This window comes from Mesorhizobium opportunistum WSM2075 (assembly GCF_000176035.2).
In the GTDB taxonomy this organism is placed as follows: Bacteria; Pseudomonadota; Alphaproteobacteria; order Rhizobiales; family Rhizobiaceae; genus Mesorhizobium; species Mesorhizobium opportunistum.
In genome coordinates this window covers 6,324,268-6,340,527 of the sequence record NC_015675.1, presented here as the reverse complement: position 1 = coordinate 6,340,527, position 16,260 = coordinate 6,324,268, and the positions used below count along the sequence as shown (strand labels likewise).

The 16,260-nt window shown below is 58.3% G+C and carries 16 protein-coding genes and 1 pseudogene; 14 read left to right on the top strand and 3 right to left on the bottom strand.

Annotated elements, in window-relative coordinates:
• The 3 genes and pseudogenes from MESOP_RS36365 to MESOP_RS36630 form a co-directional block, all read left to right on the top strand.
• The gene (locus MESOP_RS36365) at positions 1 to 423 is read left to right on the top strand and encodes an IS66 family transposase (protein ID WP_245262912.1); all 423 of its coding nucleotides are present in this window, start codon (positions 1 to 3) and stop codon (positions 421 to 423) included.
• 37 nt (positions 424 to 460) lie between these two features.
• Positions 461 to 604, top strand: a complete 144-nt coding sequence (locus MESOP_RS36635) for a transposase domain-containing protein (RefSeq protein ID WP_245306699.1) — start codon at positions 461 to 463, stop codon at positions 602 to 604.
• A 118-nt stretch (positions 605 to 722) separates the two neighbouring features.
• Positions 723 to 857, top strand: a pseudogene (locus tag MESOP_RS36630) (hypothetical protein); the annotation flags it as partial.
• 150 nt (positions 858 to 1,007) lie between these two features.
• Here the strand turns inward: MESOP_RS36630 and virG are convergent.
• A complete protein-coding gene (virG, locus tag MESOP_RS30535) occupies positions 1,008 to 1,733 on the bottom strand; it encodes a two-component system response regulator VirG (protein WP_013533346.1) in 726 nt (241 codons plus the stop codon).
• A 1,233-nt stretch (positions 1,734 to 2,966) separates the two neighbouring features.
• Between virG and MESOP_RS30530 the strand changes: the two genes are divergently transcribed.
• From MESOP_RS30530 to virB11, 11 genes are all read left to right on the top strand, one after another.
• Entirely contained in the window at positions 2,967 to 3,740 is a 774-nt protein-coding gene (locus MESOP_RS30530) for a type IV secretion system lytic transglycosylase VirB1 (protein WP_013533344.1), read from the top strand.
• Positions 3,741 to 3,814: 74 nt separating this feature from the next.
• A complete protein-coding gene (gene virB2, locus MESOP_RS30525; protein ID WP_411908931.1) occupies positions 3,815 to 4,120 on the top strand; it encodes a pilin major subunit VirB2 in 306 nt (101 codons plus the stop codon).
• Complete coding sequence (locus MESOP_RS30520; protein ID WP_013533342.1) at positions 4,120 to 4,446, top strand: type IV secretion system protein VirB3; 327 nt, start codon at positions 4,120 to 4,122, stop codon at positions 4,444 to 4,446. Before virB2 ends, MESOP_RS30520 begins: the two co-directional genes overlap by 1 nt.
• Entirely contained in the window at positions 4,446 to 6,815 is a 2,370-nt protein-coding gene (virB4, locus tag MESOP_RS30515) for a type IV secretion/conjugal transfer ATPase VirB4 (protein ID WP_013533341.1), read from the top strand. The genes MESOP_RS30520 and virB4 overlap by 1 nt, the downstream gene beginning before the upstream one ends.
• 12 nt (positions 6,816 to 6,827) lie before the next feature.
• Entirely contained in the window at positions 6,828 to 7,511 is a 684-nt protein-coding gene (locus MESOP_RS30510; RefSeq protein ID WP_013533340.1) for a type IV secretion system protein VirB5, read from the top strand.
• Between the two features lie 58 nt (positions 7,512 to 7,569).
• Complete coding sequence (locus MESOP_RS30505) at positions 7,570 to 8,457, top strand: type IV secretion system protein (RefSeq protein ID WP_013533339.1); 888 nt, start codon at positions 7,570 to 7,572, stop codon at positions 8,455 to 8,457.
• A 22-nt stretch (positions 8,458 to 8,479) separates the two neighbouring features.
• The gene (locus tag MESOP_RS30500; protein WP_013533338.1) at positions 8,480 to 8,638 is read left to right on the top strand and encodes a type IV secretion system lipoprotein VirB7; all 159 of its coding nucleotides are present in this window, start codon (positions 8,480 to 8,482) and stop codon (positions 8,636 to 8,638) included.
• The gene (locus MESOP_RS30495) at positions 8,635 to 9,348 is read left to right on the top strand and encodes a type IV secretion system protein VirB8 (RefSeq protein WP_013533337.1); all 714 of its coding nucleotides are present in this window, start codon (positions 8,635 to 8,637) and stop codon (positions 9,346 to 9,348) included. The genes MESOP_RS30500 and MESOP_RS30495 overlap by 4 nt, the downstream gene beginning before the upstream one ends.
• Positions 9,345 to 10,226, top strand: coding sequence for a TrbG/VirB9 family P-type conjugative transfer protein (locus tag MESOP_RS30490; protein ID WP_013533336.1), 882 nt, complete (start codon positions 9,345 to 9,347; stop codon positions 10,224 to 10,226). The genes MESOP_RS30495 and MESOP_RS30490 overlap by 4 nt, the downstream gene beginning before the upstream one ends.
• Positions 10,223 to 11,365, top strand: a complete 1,143-nt coding sequence (virB10, locus tag MESOP_RS30485) for a type IV secretion system protein VirB10 (RefSeq protein ID WP_013533335.1) — start codon at positions 10,223 to 10,225, stop codon at positions 11,363 to 11,365. The genes MESOP_RS30490 and virB10 overlap by 4 nt, the downstream gene beginning before the upstream one ends.
• Positions 11,349 to 12,389 carry a P-type DNA transfer ATPase VirB11 gene (gene virB11 / locus MESOP_RS30480; protein WP_013533334.1) on the top strand — a complete coding sequence of 347 codons (1,041 nt, stop codon included), beginning with the start codon at positions 11,349 to 11,351 and terminating at the stop codon, positions 12,387 to 12,389. Before virB10 ends, virB11 begins: the two co-directional genes overlap by 17 nt.
• Positions 12,390 to 12,507: 118 nt before the next feature.
• Here virB11 and MESOP_RS30475 read toward each other — a convergent pair whose 3' ends face one another.
• The gene (locus tag MESOP_RS30475) at positions 12,508 to 14,952 is read right to left on the bottom strand and encodes an ATP-binding protein (RefSeq protein ID WP_013533333.1); all 2,445 of its coding nucleotides are present in this window, start codon (positions 14,950 to 14,952) and stop codon (positions 12,508 to 12,510) included.
• 171 nt (positions 14,953 to 15,123) lie between these two features.
• Positions 15,124 to 15,876: a carbonic anhydrase gene (locus tag MESOP_RS30470; protein ID WP_013533332.1), complete on the bottom strand. Its 753-nt coding sequence runs from the start codon at positions 15,874 to 15,876 to the stop codon at positions 15,124 to 15,126.
• Between the last annotated feature and the right edge of the window lie 384 nt (positions 15,877 to 16,260).

Here is a 16,260-nt window from a genome sequence, read left to right as displayed (position 1 = left end):
ATGCCTGGAACGGCCGCAAGGACCGTGACTGCTCGTCCATTGCTGGAGCCGCCTGCGCCGACGGTTTGCGAGCTGGCGCGTAACACCAAGTCCCCGATCGCCGAAGCGGCGATACGCCGGATCGCGGCGTTCCACGCTATCGAGGCAACAGTGCGCGGCGCATCGCCTCAAGCCCGGCTTGCCGCTCGACAGGATTATTCCGCGCCGATCATCGCCGCCCTGAAACCATGGTTGGACAAGCAACTGTCGATGATCTCCTCCGGCTCCAGGTTGGCCGAAGACATCCGCTATGGGCTCGCTCACTGGGAGGGGCTCACCCGCTTCCTCGACGACGGCTGGCTCGAGCTCGACATCAACCCAGTCGAAAACGCCATCCGTCCAGTATGCTTTGATCAGAAAAAATGCTCTGTTTGCTGGCCATGAATTTGCGCCCGAAAACTGGGCACTGCTCGCATCCGTCGTGGCCACCTGCAGGCTCAACGACGTCAATCCCGTTGCCTACCTCGCCGAAACTCTCGACGCCATCATCAACGGCCATCCGCAGAGCCAGATCGAGGAACTCATGCCCTGGCGATTCCGGAAAACGTCAAGCCCAAATCCATAGGCGATCGGCGAGGCGCTTACGCTCGACAAGGCGATTCACACTTCTCAAATTGGGTCTCTCGCGCTTCGTTGGGAGGGTCGCATCGCGATCGGCAGCAACACCGTCGAGCGCTCAATCCGTGCGATCGGGCTCAAACGACAAGAACGCGCTCTTCGCTGGCTCGAACTGCGGTGCCCAAACAAGGGGCGATGATTGCATCGCTGAGACCCGCAAGCTCAATGGTGTCCAGCCACTCGGCTATCTCGCCGCCGTCCTCACCAGCATCGTCAACAGCCATCCCAACAGCCAGATCGACGACCTACGCCTTTGGCCTGTACCCCGGCGCCGAGCTAAAGGCCGTGGCCTGAGAACACCGCTTTGGCTTGATCACCCTCCTCGTCAGCAATTGCCAGAATCGCCCCTGTCACGCGGCCAAGGTGCCTCCGTAGCTAACGTCCACGTCAGCGTTGAAGAAGTACCCCGCACCACGACTCGTCTTGACCAGGCGAGGATTGGCCGCATCAGCCTCGAGCTTCCGGCGCAAGCGCAAGATCAGGACATCGATACTTCGATCGTAGACCTCTTCACCACGCACACGGCTCGCGAGCAAAAGCCGTTCTCTGGATAGTACACTGCGGGGGTTCTCCAGGAACGCGATCAGGAGATTGAACTCACATGCGGTAAGCTTGACCTCGCCACGCTCTGCACAGATCAGCCGCCGCTGTTTGACGCTGAGCTTCCAAGCTCCAAACCGGAATGAGCGATGATCTTTCGTTCGCGGACTGGAAATGCGCTGGCGTAGCGCTACGCGAATGCGGGCCAGGAACTCGCGCAGGCCGAAAGGCTTGGGAATGAAATCGGTTGCGCCGAGCTCCAGTGCAACGACTTTTTCGGCCTCATCGAGCCGGTCGCCGCTGATCACTATGATAGGCAAATCCGATTTTGTCGCCAGCTTGCGGACGATCGCAAGCCCATCCTCACGGCCCAGGTTGAGGTCAACGACCACGAGGTCGACCGGCTCATGAGATAGAACGTGGTTGAACTGCTTGCTATCGTTGACTGCAGTCACCTTCAACGCATGCATCATGAGATACTCGGCGATGAGGCGTCGCATTGCGGCATCATCGTCAATGACAAGAACATGTTTCAACGGCTCACCTTCAATCTTGAATCCCCTTGATTCCAAAGCTGTTGCCCGGCAACCTTCTGGACCAACCCACCACAGCTGCCCCTGCTGCCACGCGCCGTTGCGTGCGGCCAATGTGAGGCCGTTGCTCGTCCTGGTCTTTCATCCACAGCCAAATGACCGCATCAAGTCAGTCCGTGACCAGGAGACCAGGTCCAGTCGCCGGCATGACCCTGCCGTGCGATCCTTCAGCTCTAGCTCGAGCTCACCTGCTGGCCCGGCAACAGCACTCGACTTCGACGGCACGGACGCCCAGTTTCCTGCCGTGTCCTTGAGTCGCCGCGGTTCTGGCGATGGCGGAGCTGCATCAACTCGAAATCCTGCCGCTCGTGCGTCCGGCTCCGAAGCGGTGGCGGAGCGCGGCGTTTGATTGATCGCAGAGGCGGTGGGCGCAAGAGCGGCCGTGTCGCTGCTGTAGCCTTGGGCCATGGTATGTCTCCTTCCAAGCGAGTTCTTCCCGGGGGGAGGGGCCGGCGTTCCAAACCCTGGTCCGCGCGACCGGCAGGTCGGTTGCGGTTACGGTTCCGAGCTAGCATTATCAGTTGAACGCGACACCTCCCTTTGAGCTGGTCACTATTCTTGTCGGCAGCGGCCTCGGACGCCGCCAAATGGGGTGCGGCTCGCCGAACAGCTGAATCAGGCTCGCACCAAGATGGGCTGCGCTGCTGCGTTTCCGCGCCCCGCGGACGGCCCCCTCCAGCCAGCGCAGACGAGCTCGCGATGTCAACCGATGGACCTGCCCGTGCAGGGCCACGCATGGCTGTCTCTTAAAGAACTGGCAGCATACCGCAACGTGGGGACTGGCGCCTTCTTCGGCCCTCTCGCTGGACCGACCCACGGCATCCGCAGCCTGGACTAGCCTCGATGCTCTCCTTGATTCGACCTTGGCAGAAGATTCCATCACCATCCTGCCGCCGAAGCCGCGGCTTACAGTCCAAAAGCAACAGGCGACCGGGACGGGCAATCCCGCACAGGACTCGTCGCACCAAGATCCTTTGCATGTCGCTGCTGGCTAATCGGATCCGCCAACCCGCGCTTGCGCAAGATGCTCACCCACACTGCCACGATCAAGGTCTTTGTTTCAGTTGAAGCCGAAAAGCTGAACTTGAACATCACACAGTAACAAACCGCCCCGATAAGCGTGTTCCGGACAGGGCCAGAACCCGTCGGGCAGCTTGGAAAGGTAGGTGATAGGGAATGTTTATTGCAGTTTGGCCGCTGGCCATCGTTCTGTTGACATCCATGTCACTCCCAGCCGAGCCCGCCCCACTTTCGCCCCGTGAGTTCCACCGCCTGTCACGCAAATGCGCTCCCTGGGTCGCGCCGTCCACCCTTGCCGCGATTGCCAAGATTGAAAGTGGCTTTGAAACGCTGGTGGCTCATGACAACACCACAGGTGAGCAGCTTCGCTGGATAGACCACCTGCAAGCCACGCGGGGCATCAAGGACCGACTCGAAGCACAACATTCCGTCGATGTTGGATTGATGCAGATAAACAGCAACAACTTTCCCACGCTCAATCTCACGCCGGAAAAGGCTTTCGAGCCCTGCGCCTCGCTTTCGGCCGCCGCCCACTTGCTTGAAAGCCGGTATGCCGGCGGCGCGACTGCCCCGGCGCAGCAACTGGCGCTTCGCCGTGCCATCTCGGCCTATAACACGGGTGACGTCACGCGTGGCTTTGCCAACGGTTATGTACGCAAGGTCGAGTTGGCCGCAAAGGACATGTCAGAGACAACGCAGGAGCCGACCGCCCAAGATGCGCCACACCTTGAGGCACCGGGTCGGAAAGCAGTGCCGCCTCTGCTCCAACTGAACCAAAAGGCCAACCAAAAGCAGCCCCGCCAAAATTCCTGGGCCATCTGGGGCTCCTATCAGACAAACCGCTCCGGGGCCGATCCCTCCGGTCCGACAGACAGCCAGGCTGCCGATGAGCGGGAACCCTCGAATCCGAACAAACTCGTATTCGATTGAAACATGGAGATACAATGATCAAGCCACTCAAAATACTTCGTGCGCTTAAAACGCGTGTTCCTTCGCCTTTTTCCATGCTGCGAATGGCGGCTGAATACGCGCCGGCCGCTGCTGCGGGCGTGGCGTGGACGGTCTTCTCCAGCGGGCCGGCCGCGGCACAGGTGACCGGAGGGACGGATCCCGCCAAGATGGTCCAGAATATCTGCACCTTCATACTTGGTCCCTTCGGACAATCACTGGCCGTGCTCGGACTCGTGGCCATCGGGATCTCCTGGATGTTCGGTCGTGCTTCACTTGGCCTGGTTGCGGGTGTCGTTGGAGGAATCGTCATCATGTTTGGCGCCAGCTTCCTGGGCAAGGCGCTGATAGGCGCTGGCTGATGAGCGACCGGCTGGAAGTGAGCACCCTCTATGTGGCGGCGACACGCCCCGCACTGTTTTTGGGGGTGCCGCTGACGCTGGCCGGAGCGCTCATGATGTTGGCGGGACTCGTCATCATCATCCTTAAGAACCCGCTCTATGAAGTCGTGCTCGTGCCACTCTGGTTCGGAGCACGGCTGATTGTTGAGCGCGACTATAACGCCGCAAGCGTGGCGTTTCTCTATTTGCAGACCGCCGGCAGAAGCGTGGATGGGTCGGTCTGGGGCGGGGCGAGCGTCAGCGCCAATCCGATCAGAGTGCCGAAGCGCGGAAGAGGAATGGTGTGATGTTTGGCGCCAGTGGCAGGACCGAGAGATCTGGCGAGATCTACCTTCCGTATGTCGGTCATCTGAGCGACCAGGTTGTCCTTCTGGAAGATGGATCGATTATGGCCATGGCACATCTGAACGGGCTGCCATTTGATTTGGAAGACGCTGAGATGCGCAACTCGCGCTGCCGCGCGTTCAACACTCTCTTGCGCAACATCGCCGACGACAATGTCACGCTGTACGCCCATCTTGTGCGAAACAACGATGTGCCGGAGCCGGCATCGCGCCAGTTTCAAAGTGCATTCGCTGGCAGTCTGAGCGAGGCGTATGAGAGCCGTGTGCTGTCGGGCAAGCTATTTCGCAACGACCATTTCCTCACTGTCGTCGTGTTCCCCCGCACCGCAATCGGCAAGATCGGCTGGCGTAGCGCCAAATCGTCCAGAGGCAATGACAACGATCTGGCCACACAAATGCGAAGCTTGGAGGACCTCTGGCAGATCATTGCTGGCTCACTGGGCGGTTACGGTCTGCGCCGGTTGGGCATTCGTGAGAAAGGCGACGTGCTCTTCACGGAAATCGGTGAGGCGCTTCGGTTGATAATGACGTGCCGGTTTCTTCCGGTTCCGATGGTTAGCGGCTCACTCGGCGCCTCGATCTACACTGACCAGGTCATCTGCGGGAAGCGGGCGCTTGAGATTCGACGGCCCGGGGGCAGCTCGGTGGGGTCATTGTTTTCGTTCCGTGAATATCCGGCGACGACGCGGCCCGGCATGCTAAATCCCTTGCTGTCGGCCAACTTCCCGCTTGTGCTCAGCCAGAGCTTTTCCTTCCTCACTCGGCCCCAAGCTCATGCGAAGCTTAGCCTTAAGTCCAGCCAGATGACGAGCGCCGGCGACAAGGCTCTCACCCAGATCAATGAACTTGCCGAAGCAGAGGACGCACTGGCAAGCAACCAGTTCGTCATGGGTTCGCATCATCTGAGCCTGTGCGTCTATGCCGAGAGCCTCAACAGCCTTGCAGATCGCGCAGCAAATGCCCGCGGAAGGCTGGCCGATGCGGGCGCCGTTATCGTCCAAGAGGGTATCGGTATGGAGGCCGCGTACTGGTCCCAACTTCCGGGGAACAACAGGTGGCGCACACGCCCCGGGGCGATCACCTCGCACAATTTTGCCGGGCTCGTGTCATTTGAGAACTTCCCAAACGGTTCCGCATCCGGCCACTGGGGCAAAGCTGTTGCGCGCTTTCGCACGAACGGTGGAACTTCTTTCGACTACATCCCCCATGAGAATGACGTTGGCATGACGGCGATATTCGGGCCCGTCGGCAAAGGCAAGACGACGCTGATGACCTTTATCCTCGCGATGCTTGAGCAAAGCGTGGTCGATCGCGATGGTGCCATCGTCTTTTTCGATAAGGACCGGGGTGGTGAACTGCTGGTGCGGGCCACGGGGGGGACATATCTAGCCTTGCGCAGAGGCGCTCCGAGCGGCTTGGCCCCTCTGCGTGGACTGGACAACACCTCCGCCTCGTTGGACTTTCTGCGCGAATGGTTGATGGCCCTTATCGAGAGTGACGGCCGCGGTCCGATCTCGCCGGAGGAAAGCCGCCGACTAGAACGTGGCATTGTTCGTCAACTTTCGTTCGAACCCGTGATGCGCTCAATTGCGGGCCTGCGCGAATTCCTGCTGCACGGCCCCTCCGAGGGCGCAGGAGCACGGCTGCAGCGGTGGTGTAGAGGGAATGCGCTTGGATGGGCCTTTGACGGCGATGTCGACGAAGTAAGGCTTGATGCCTCCATCACCGGCTTCGACATGACGCAGCTCCTGGAATATGAGGAGGTCTGTGCGCCGGCCGCCGCATATCTTCTGCACCGCGTGGGCGCCGTTGTCGATGGCCGTCGGTTCGTCATGAGCTGCGACGAATTTCGCTTCTATCTGCTCAACCCGCAGTTCTCGGCTGTTATCGACAAGTTCTTGCTCACCGTCCGCAAGAACAACGGGATGTTGATACTTGCAACGCAGCAGCCCGAACACGTGCTGGAATCGCCGCTGGGAGCCAGTCTCGTTGCACAATGCATGACGAAGATTTTCTACCCGTCACCGACTGCGGACCGGGCCGCGTATGTCGATGGCTTGAAGTGCACCACGCAGGAGTTCGAGGCGATCCGCCACGGAATGGCAATTGGCAGCCGCAAGTTTTTGCTCAAGCGCGACAGCGGGAGTGTTGTTTGCGAATTCGACCTTGGCCAGATGCGCGAGTACGTAGCCGTACTCTCGGGGCGGGCCAACACCGTGCGCTTTGCCGACCAGCTTCGTGACCAGCACGGAGATGCCCCAAGCGGGTGGCTCGACGAGTTCATGGCTCGTTACCACGAAGTTCAAGACTGAAGGAGCATATTCATGAGATTTGCCAAACTTGTAGTGACGACGTTTGCTGTTTCCTTTCTGCTTAGCACACAGGCCAGGTCGCAATTAATCGTCACCGACCCGGCAGTGACAGTACAAGCGGGCCTAACAGCGGGTTCCACAGCGGCGATGCTTATAAAGTCAGCTCAGACGCTCGCTACCACGATCGAAATGGTAGAGATACTGAAGTCGTCATTTGCTGTCACGGGTCTGCTGGGCGCACTGAACCAGGGAAACCACTACCCATCGAGCAATAAGCTGGAGGGGCAGATGTTTGATGCTCGGGCGCCGGTTTCGACCATGGCGCGTACCATTGTGCAAGACCCAACCCGGAGAGTCACCGGCACCGATTCAGAAGCGAAACTGTTAGAGGGGCAAATCACTGGTGCCGCCAATGCGGCAGCTCTTGCAGCCGACACTCTGGACACAATGGACAAGCGCCTTAAGGCTAACGACAACACGCCTGGTCAGCTTTCGCGCTCGCGAAATATTGTGCAGGCCACCGTGACCAACGGTCTGGTCCTCAAGCAGATTCACGATGCGGTCATCCAAAATGTCGAGGCCACGAGTCTGCTGACGATGACCACTGCACAAGGCAGCCTTCACGCCGTGGAGGAGGCCGCCACGCAGCGTCGCGAGCGCCAGGACACCGCCAAGATGTTTGGCACACTGCCGTGAACCACGCAGAGTTCGTCCGGCTCAACTGGGCTGATCAGGGACAAATCAGGCTCAGGCCATGAATTTCAAGATTGCCGCGCCATTCACGGCCATACACACGATCTTTGATCTGGCCTTTACCTCAGGGCTGCACAACGTGCTTGAAAAGATCCAAGAGGCGGTCAGCGCACCTCTGGTTGCGTGTGTAACGCTTTGGATAATAATACAAGGCTGTCTGGTCATGCGTGGTCAAGTCGATGCGCGCGGGAGTATCTCGCGCGTAATCATGGTGTCGATTGTCGTTGCCCTGATCTTGGACCAGTCTAACTACCAGCAGTACATTGAAGCGTTCTTCGACGACACGATTCCAAGATTTGCTCACAAGATAAGTAGCAGCGACTTGCCATTCGTCGATATTCCTCGGAAGCTAGACTTTATGTTTGCTGCAAGCCAGTATGCTTTTCAGATGATTGCTTCCGAAATTGGGACAATGAATGGCCAGGACATACTTGCCTTCCAGGGAGCGCAATGGATTTTCTACGGCTCGCTGTGGACGGCGTTCGAGATCTACGATGCCGTTGGAATTCTGACGAAGCTGCTCTTGGCGATCGGCCCCCTGGTCCTTGTCGGCTACCTTTTTGATCGCACGCGAGACATGGCCACCAGATGGATCGGCCAACTGCTCTCGTACGGGCTGCTGCTTCTCCTTCTCAACATCGTTGCGACGATAGTTATTGCGGCCGAAGCAGTCTCGCTGACAGCAATGCTTATCATAATCAAAATGTCGGGCACGACAGCAGCCAAGATCATCGGGCTTTACGAGCTCGATATGCTCTTCCTCGCTGGCGACGCTCTGATCATCGCGCTTCCGACGATCGCCAGCAGCATCGCCGGCGGCTCTTTGGCAGGCGAGAACCGACCTCTTAGCAACCTCAACCGCTACTTTGCCAAAACGGCGGGTGGTTAATCAATCAACCGGTGCCAAAAACATGAAACGCTATCTACTGTTGCTAATCCTCGCTTTGGCGGCCTGCAAGACAACCGATCGGCTTGCGACCTGCACGGGTACGCCATTCCAACTGAACGCGGGACAATGGGAAACCACTCCTGAGGATCTTCAGGTCGAGTGCGCGGAAGAGCCCAAGTGAAATTTCCTGAACATGCCCTTCTGGTGGAGAGAGAAACGCTAGCCGCTCACTATAAGAAGGTGGAAGCGTTTCAAACTTCTCGAGCGAAGTCTGCGCGGCGCTTGTCAAAGGCGCTTATAGCCTTTGCCGCAGCGGCGGTCCTGGGAAATGTCGCCCAGGCATTTACCATCGCTGCCATGGTCCCGTTGGCCAAGCTCGTACCTGTGTTCCTCTGGGTGCGGCCGGACGGTACCGTTGACAGCGAAGTGTCAATCTCTCGACTGCCGGCAACCCAAGACCGAGCCGTCATAAACGCTTCGCTATGGGAATATGTACGCCTTCGCGAGGGCTACACGGCAGATACAGCCCAATACGCCTATGACCTCGTCTCCAGTTTCAGCGCACCTTCTGTGCAACAGCAATATCAAGATTTCTTCAACTATCCCAACCCCACCTCGCCGCAGGTCACGGTTGGGAAGCGCGGCAAGCTCGAGGTCGGGCATATTTCATCAAATGACATCAGTCCCGACGTTCAGCAGATCCGATACAAACGTACGCTTGTTATCGATGGGCAGACGCCGATAGTGACCTCCTGGACTGCTACCATCCGCTACGAGCGCTTGACGGGTCTGCCTGGGCAATCGAGGCTCACCAATCCGGGAGGTCTACTCGTCACATCCTATCAAGCCTCGCAAGACACCGTATCGAACCTGGGCTTCGTGCAGCCATGACAAAAAGAGCATTTCTGGCGCTGGCCTGTTCACTCTTCCTGACGATGGAAGCGTGCGCCGAAGACACGCCACTTGCCGGCAAGCATGATGCTCGGATGCGCTACCTGGCTTACCGCCCCGACGAAGTGGTGCGCCTATCGACCGCAGTTGGGGCAACGCTGGTTGTCACATTCGCGGCCAACGAGACCGTCGCAGCCGTGGCCGTTTCCAATAGCAAAGACCTGGCTGCGCTCCCGCGCGCCAATTATCTCTTTTTCAAGGCTAGCCGGATGCTGTCGCCGCAGCCGGTCGTCGTGCTGGCCGAGAGCGAGTCCGGTACCCGCAGATACGTCTTCAGCATTTCAACGAAAGCGATGCCAAAACTCGATGAGAAGCAACCAGATCTATACTACAGTGTGCAGTTCACCTATCCTGCTGATGAGGCTGCTGCTCGGAGAAAGGAAGCAGAAAGGCGCTCAATTCTTGGCCAGGCCCGGGCGAGAGTGCTGCAAGACGAAAGAGTTCGGGATTTGTTGAATCGGCCCGCCGCAGCTGCCAGTCCGGACGACAGCAATTTTCACTACGTCGCAAAGGGCGATCGGTCGCTCGCGCCGTTGGAAGTCTTCGATAATGGCTTTACGACCGTATTTGGATTCGCAAGCAATTCCCGCATACCCTCCCTCTACGTTATCAATCCCGACGGCAAGGAAGCCGCTGCCAATTACACGGTCAAAGGCGACTATGTTGAAGTATCCGCCGTCGCCCGGGAATGGCGTCTGAGAGATGGCAACACGGTCTTGTCCATTTTCAACAGAGCTTATGACCCTGTGGGACGAGCGCCAGCGACCGGTACAGTGACACCCGACGTGTGGCGTGTTTTGAAAGGCTCGGGACGATGAATGAAACCGGTCCACAGGCGGGACATGATGTCCATGCATCCGGATCGATGGTCTCGGAGCCGGCCCGCCGGCATGTTTCGGGATCGCAGAAGTTGGCCGTCGCTGCTCTTGTTCTCATCTCGTCTCTATCGCTCATCTGGCTCGGAGGTCGTTCCAGCACACAAGACGAACCATCTCAGCCAAAACCGCCAATTGACGCCAACGTCGAGCCATTCCGTCCCGTGCCAATCGAGGTTGCTCCCGAACCTCCAGCACCCGCAGAGGCGGCCAAGGCGGCAGAGCCTGCGCCATCCACGCCGCCCCTACCAGCGGCAGATGATCCGCCGCCGGAGGAATCACCAATTTTCGCCTACAGCGGCAGCGGTCAAATGCCCAATGACGATCAGCGGAGCGAAGACAAGCAAAATGATGCTCCGGCGACCGCAGATGAGATTTCAAACGGTGGCGATCTGTCAGGCCGATTGAAGCCAGATATACAGGAGCCGAGCCGGGCCACACTTTTGCCGCACCCTGATCTCGTGATTACTCAAGGAACGATCATTCCCTGCATTTTGCAAACTGCGGTCGACACAAATTTACCCGGCTATGTGAAGTGCGTCTTACCTAAAGCCGTCCGAGGCGCCACCAACAACGTCGTGCTCTTGGATCGCGGGACAACCGTGATTGGCGAGATCCAGCGCGGTCTCCAGCAGGGGGATGCGCGTGTATTCGTGCTGTGGACGCGCATCGAAACACCCGACCATGCCCTCGTTTCGATAGCATCGCCGGGGGCTGACGAGCTCGGCCGCTCCGGAATGCCTGGCACGGTGGACAATCACTTCCGGGAACGCTTTGGCGGAGCGATTCTGATGAGCGTCATCCAAGGCGCGTTTCAGGCGGCTGGTCAATATGCGGCCAGCTCTGGCGGAGGAAGCGGCACCAACAGCTTCCAGAGCAATGGTGGACAAGCCGTCGAGACGACATTGAGAGCGACGATCAACCTTCCCCCAACCCTGAAGAAAAACCAAGGAGACGCCGTATCCATCTTTGTGGCTCGGGACCTCGACTTCTCGGATGTATACGATCTTAGAGCGACTGCCGCAGCGCCATCCCCCCAACATCGCGAACGCCGGAGAAACAACAATGCAATCGGAGGCTGATCCTCAATTGCGTTTGCTTCTCGATCCCGTTCTGAAATGGCTTGAGGAGCCAAGAACCGAAGAGGTCGCTATCAACCGGCCTGGGGAAGCCTTTGTCCGACAGGCCGGCGTTTTCACGAAACATCCACTGCCGCTGTCTTATGACGATCTGGAGGACATCGCGATCCTCGCCGGAGCGCTGCGCAAGCAAGATGTCGGACCGCAAAGCCCCCTCTGCGCGACTGAGTTGCCGAACGGAGAGCGGCTGCAGATCTGTTTGCCCCCCGCAGTACCCTCAGGAACAATAAGCCTGACGATACGGCGTCCCTCAAGTCGTGTGACCGAACTCAAGGAAGTTTCTTCTCGCTACGAGTATTCGCGTTGGAATCAATGGCGGTCACGAAAAGAGCGCCAAGAGCGGCAGGACGAAACGATTCTTCAGCACTACGACCATGGTGACTTGGAGCAATTTTTGCGAGCCTGCGTCTGCGGGCGGCTCACAATGCTGCTTTGCGGACCTACTGGAAGCGGCAAAACGACAATGAGCAAGACTTTGATCAACGCTATACCCCCGCATGAGAGGTTGATCAGCATCGAGGACACGCTCGAACTTGCAATCCCGCACGAGAACCATGTCCGCTTACTCTATCCAAAGGACCGAGCAGGCGCAGGGGCGGTGACGGCCGAGCAACTGTTGCAAGCCAGCTTGCGCATGCGCCCTGATCGAATATTGCTTGGCGAGATGCGCGATGACGCCGCTTGGGCCTACCTTAGTGAAGTCGTCTCCGGCCATGCGGGATCGATATCAACGATTCATGGGGCTGATCCGGTACAAGGTTTCAAGAAGCTCTTTTCACTCGTCAAGAGCAGCGCGCAAGGAGCCGCTGTCGAAGACCGCACGCTTCTTGACATGCTGTCGGCCGCCATTGACGTCATCATACCGTTCCGTACCCAAGGCGACGTGTATGAGGTAGGAGAGGTATGGCTCGCCGCCGATGCCCGGCGACGGGGAGAGACAGTAGCCGACCTTCTCAACAAGCACTAAGGCTGGAACAACGTCTCGGGATCGGTAAGCCGGTGTCGACGCGTCATTCTGTTCTGCTTCGATATCTTTTTGACGGGCCTTCTCGCAGTGGTTGGATAGGCTGAGCGATTCGGCGGTATCATGCCATCATCATTGTACGAACCGCATGCGCCATTGTCCGGGACGAGACCGGCTTCGCTAGCCAAAGGACGAGGGCCTGATTAGCGGATATGACCGGCATGGAGTCGATTTGGCCGACGACTATGACAGGCACCGTCATGAGGGTGGGGCATACGGATTCGGCCTGTCCTCGCTCCAGGAAAGGCGTTCTACCTAAAATCACCAGGTCTGCTGCCTTCCCGCTTTCGGTCCACTCGCAAAGACCTTCGAGGGTCGCGAAGCCGACCGGCTCATAACCCAGCGCGGCGATCTGGTCCCTGTAGATCTCCAACTCTGCTGGATCGGGCTCCACGACTGCAACGATTTCTCCGTTGCCAAGTGATCCGTCGTACCGACCGAAAGCGATGTCAGCGCTGACTGGCTCCTCGTCGGAGGCCGGTAGGTAGATATCAAACCGCGTCCCTCGGCCAACAGCCGACGTGACATCAAGGCATCCTGCGAGCGCGCTCACGTGCCTGTCAACCGCAGCAAGACCCAGCCCGGTCCCGCCGACGACAGAGCGCGTGGTAAAAAAGGGCTCAAAGACATGCGGAAGTATCGAACTTGCGATTCCTGGGCCATCGTCGCTGATGGAGAGGAGAACGTAATCTCCAGGTCTCAGGGTGCCCTGAGCCAGCGACTTGGTTTGGCGCACCTGGGCGCGAGAAACGCTGACCTCGACACGGCCCTCGTTCAAGACAGCCTCCGACGCGTTCTTGCATAGATTCATGAGGATCTGCTGTATCTCGGTTGGGCTGCCCTCGACCACGGTTTGCCACTCGTTGACCTTGAAGTTCAACTGAACATCCGACCGAACTGTGACCCGCAGCAATGGCGCAAGATCCATGACAATTTCGGAGACGTTGAATGGCACTGCCACGCGCTGTCGGTTTCGGCTTAGTGACAGAATCTGGTCGACGATCAGCTTGGCTCGGTGTCCAGCTAAAATGATCTGGTCGATGTGATTACGGATTCTGGAGGGGCGACGCACAAGGCTTTGGGCAATCTCTGAATAGCCGATTATTGCCCCTAAAATGTTGTTGAACTCATGTGTAACGCCGCTTGCGATCGTGCCCACGGTCCTCAGCCTTTCCACATGCTCCCATCGACTCACCAGAAGGTCGCGTTCCGTATTTATACGTTGCAGTTCAAGATGGTTGCTCAAACGCACAATGGCGCTGGCAAGAACCCGCAGGTCGTCTGCTGAGGGGAGTGAGCGATCTCCTTCAAAAACAAGGATGCAAACCACAACCTGCTGATCGGAAGCCCTGCAGGCAACAATTTGAAAAACACCGGAAAGCCCTAGGGCGGTCCGAACGACGCGAAACACTGGCCGTCCGGCTCGGACAAGTGAAACGACTTCATCAATAAGCGCCACGTTCCAGACGGGTGTGTACGTGTTCGCCACAAAGCACTCGGTATGCCTGCTGAGACTCGGATCCACCAGTGCGAGCGCGCATTGATCCGCATCGAAAACGCGTTGAACGACTCTGAGCGCTTCTTCGGTGGAAAAGCGCGCCGAGGCGTCCTTTGCTTTACTTTCGTTGAGCCGAGTTTCGATCTCACTCATTGCCTCTTCAAGCTCCAACCGCCTTTTCAGCCGGTTCGTCCGCAGAGGCTGCCTGGAGAACCGAATGATCGCAAATATGCAGAGGCACATGGACACCAAACCGAAGAAAAGTCGCGTGCGCTGCGCTTGCGCGCTGGCCAAGCTGTAGCCTTCCAGGTGCTCTCGCTCCAGTTCGGCGGCCTTGGAGAACGTGTCCGGAGATGCGATCTGATCGGCAGCTTCGTCCAACCTCCATGAAGAAGATAAGGCAGCTCCAGCCTTGCTCAGAACGAGCCTCGGTTCAGCCGAAAGCACGATCAGCATCGAAAGTTCAACCATGCTCGACGGTGCCCCCCCAAGGCGACCAATCGAGCGAGCTAGCTGCGCAAGACAGCTTTGCATGAGCTGATTTTGTTCGACCAAGACTGAGACGGCAGCCTTTTTGCTTTCGATCGAGTTTATGAGCTGCGCGAGCAATCTGGATTGCTCTGATCTCTCATCGGAGGAAATCTCGAAAGAACGTTGCAAGTTTTCACGAGTCTTTTGCAATGCCTGTCCGGTAGAAGCAACCGAACGGTAGTCCAATGTCATATCCGTCCCAGCGCGGACGACGTCGCGCCGGAGCAATGCGTCATTGATCTGAATCGTTCGCAGCTGGCTTAGAACCGCGTGATCGATCTGCGGGGGCTGGCCCTGCGTCCCGACCAAGAGCGCAATCGAGGTGGCTAGGGCGATCATAATTGCTTTGTCGGAACTGAGCCATGTTTCCCAGGGAAACGGCGTTTGATCCGCGATGGACCCCTTGCGAAGGTCTGACATGAATTCCAGTTCATGGGCTCGGTATGCGGCCGGATGCTGCTGGAACAGGAAAGCCACGCCTACCTCTCCCCCTTATGAGAATGGCTTAACACCGTTACCGAACTTGGTCCTGGTCCGCTTCCAGCGCGAAATAAGCGCCCAAAGCGCCTACGCGACGCGGAGCACATCCTTATGATCTTGAAAGCAGATCAACATGACGCGCAGGCGGTGCTTCGACCTGTTACGGCGTCAGCTTAGGCCCAGGATGAAGCGCCGATTGGGCGCGCGGATAGGGCGCGTGTTTCCGGGATATAGCGAGGTAAATCGCTCTATATCTGCTGGGTCGACATCAACCGGTTCCGTCGCCACCATCCAGTCGACGTTTTCCGTGCATGGCGGCGTCGTCAAAGATCCTTCATATGTCCAGTAGCCAAGAGAAGCCGGCAGAAGCTCGTTGGGGTCGACGTCATCGACGGCTGCCTCTTCGCCTGACGTTGCAGGAAATGCGGCAGCAAGCCTGGCAAAGCTGGCATTTGTGGCGCCTGGCTTCAGAAACACGCCCAAAACACCCACAGTATCGCTGTTGCGGTCCTTATGGACAAAATGCGCTTCCATCGGGAAACTCTTACCTGCGACGTGGTGCTCGCTTGGTGCATGGAAATGGAACTCTAGCAGCTCATAGACACGATCCCCCCGAGTGAGCGTGCTGCCTTGCGGCAGGTTGATCTGAATGGTGTGGCCGTTGTTCACCATTCTGCCGCCGCCCCGGTGCCAACCTATGGCGATGTGCGGAATATCCGCTTTGACCGCGCCCCTGATATCGACCGGCGATTGCTGCATGCCCGCCGAGCAGACCAAATTCGTCTGGTCCAGATGCCCCCATTGTTCGGGGCCGACCGGGCCGGCATATCCCCATTCGGTGCTGGCCGCCCGCGCGGCTTCAGCGCAAATGGGACAAGCGCCGAGTGCAACGAATCCTTTGATCAGATTACGACGGTGCATATTGCTGTGGCTCCTACTGAACACTTCAATTTGGCGTGGCATGGGAACTGCGGGCGCAGCTGTAATGTGGGCGACAGGGCCGAACAGTTCGGCACGCCACCATCGCGGCCTCAGGGGCGACCGACGGTCCCGCGCACGGCCGTGCTCGCCGGCTACATGCGGTTGTCGCAGCTATTTTCCCCCGGTAGAGGATAGTCCCAGCTACCCGGCTGTATCCATGCTCATTGTCTCCACGACCGCCTTTTGCCGTTCGGCTGCAGATCACATTGGCAACTCCACCGAAGATGGCAGCACCCGGGCCGCACTGGGCAAGCGATTCCACTCAACAACTCCGATGGCCCCACCAGGCCAACTGACGCTTCATATTCATCATCGAACAGCCAG

Excerpts from the sequence above, each read along its gene's own strand:
- MESOP_RS30510 (WP_013533340.1), top strand. The coding sequence starts at position 6,828 with ATGAGATTTGCCAAACTTGTAGTGACGACGTTTGCTGTTTCCTTTCTG.
- MESOP_RS30520 (WP_013533342.1), top strand. The coding sequence starts at position 4,120 with ATGAGCGACCGGCTGGAAGTGAGCACCCTCTATGTGGCGGCGACACGC.
- virB4 (WP_013533341.1), top strand. The coding sequence starts at position 4,446 with ATGTTTGGCGCCAGTGGCAGGACCGAGAGATCTGGCGAGATCTACCTT.
- MESOP_RS30530 (WP_013533344.1), top strand. The coding sequence starts at position 2,967 with ATGTTTATTGCAGTTTGGCCGCTGGCCATCGTTCTGTTGACATCCATG.
- MESOP_RS36365 (WP_245262912.1), top strand. The coding sequence starts at position 1 with ATGCCTGGAACGGCCGCAAGGACCGTGACTGCTCGTCCATTGCTGGAG.
- MESOP_RS30500 (WP_013533338.1), top strand. The coding sequence starts at position 8,480 with ATGAAACGCTATCTACTGTTGCTAATCCTCGCTTTGGCGGCCTGCAAG.
- MESOP_RS30470 (WP_013533332.1), bottom strand. The coding sequence starts at position 15,876 with ATGCACCGTCGTAATCTGATCAAAGGATTCGTTGCACTCGGCGCTTGT.
- virB10 (WP_013533335.1), top strand. The coding sequence starts at position 10,223 with ATGAATGAAACCGGTCCACAGGCGGGACATGATGTCCATGCATCCGGA.
- virB2 (WP_411908931.1), top strand. The coding sequence starts at position 3,815 with ATGCTGCGAATGGCGGCTGAATACGCGCCGGCCGCTGCTGCGGGCGTG.
- MESOP_RS30490 (WP_013533336.1), top strand. The coding sequence starts at position 9,345 with ATGACAAAAAGAGCATTTCTGGCGCTGGCCTGTTCACTCTTCCTGACG.
- virB11 (WP_013533334.1), top strand. The coding sequence starts at position 11,349 with ATGCAATCGGAGGCTGATCCTCAATTGCGTTTGCTTCTCGATCCCGTT.
- MESOP_RS30505 (WP_013533339.1), top strand. The coding sequence starts at position 7,570 with ATGAATTTCAAGATTGCCGCGCCATTCACGGCCATACACACGATCTTT.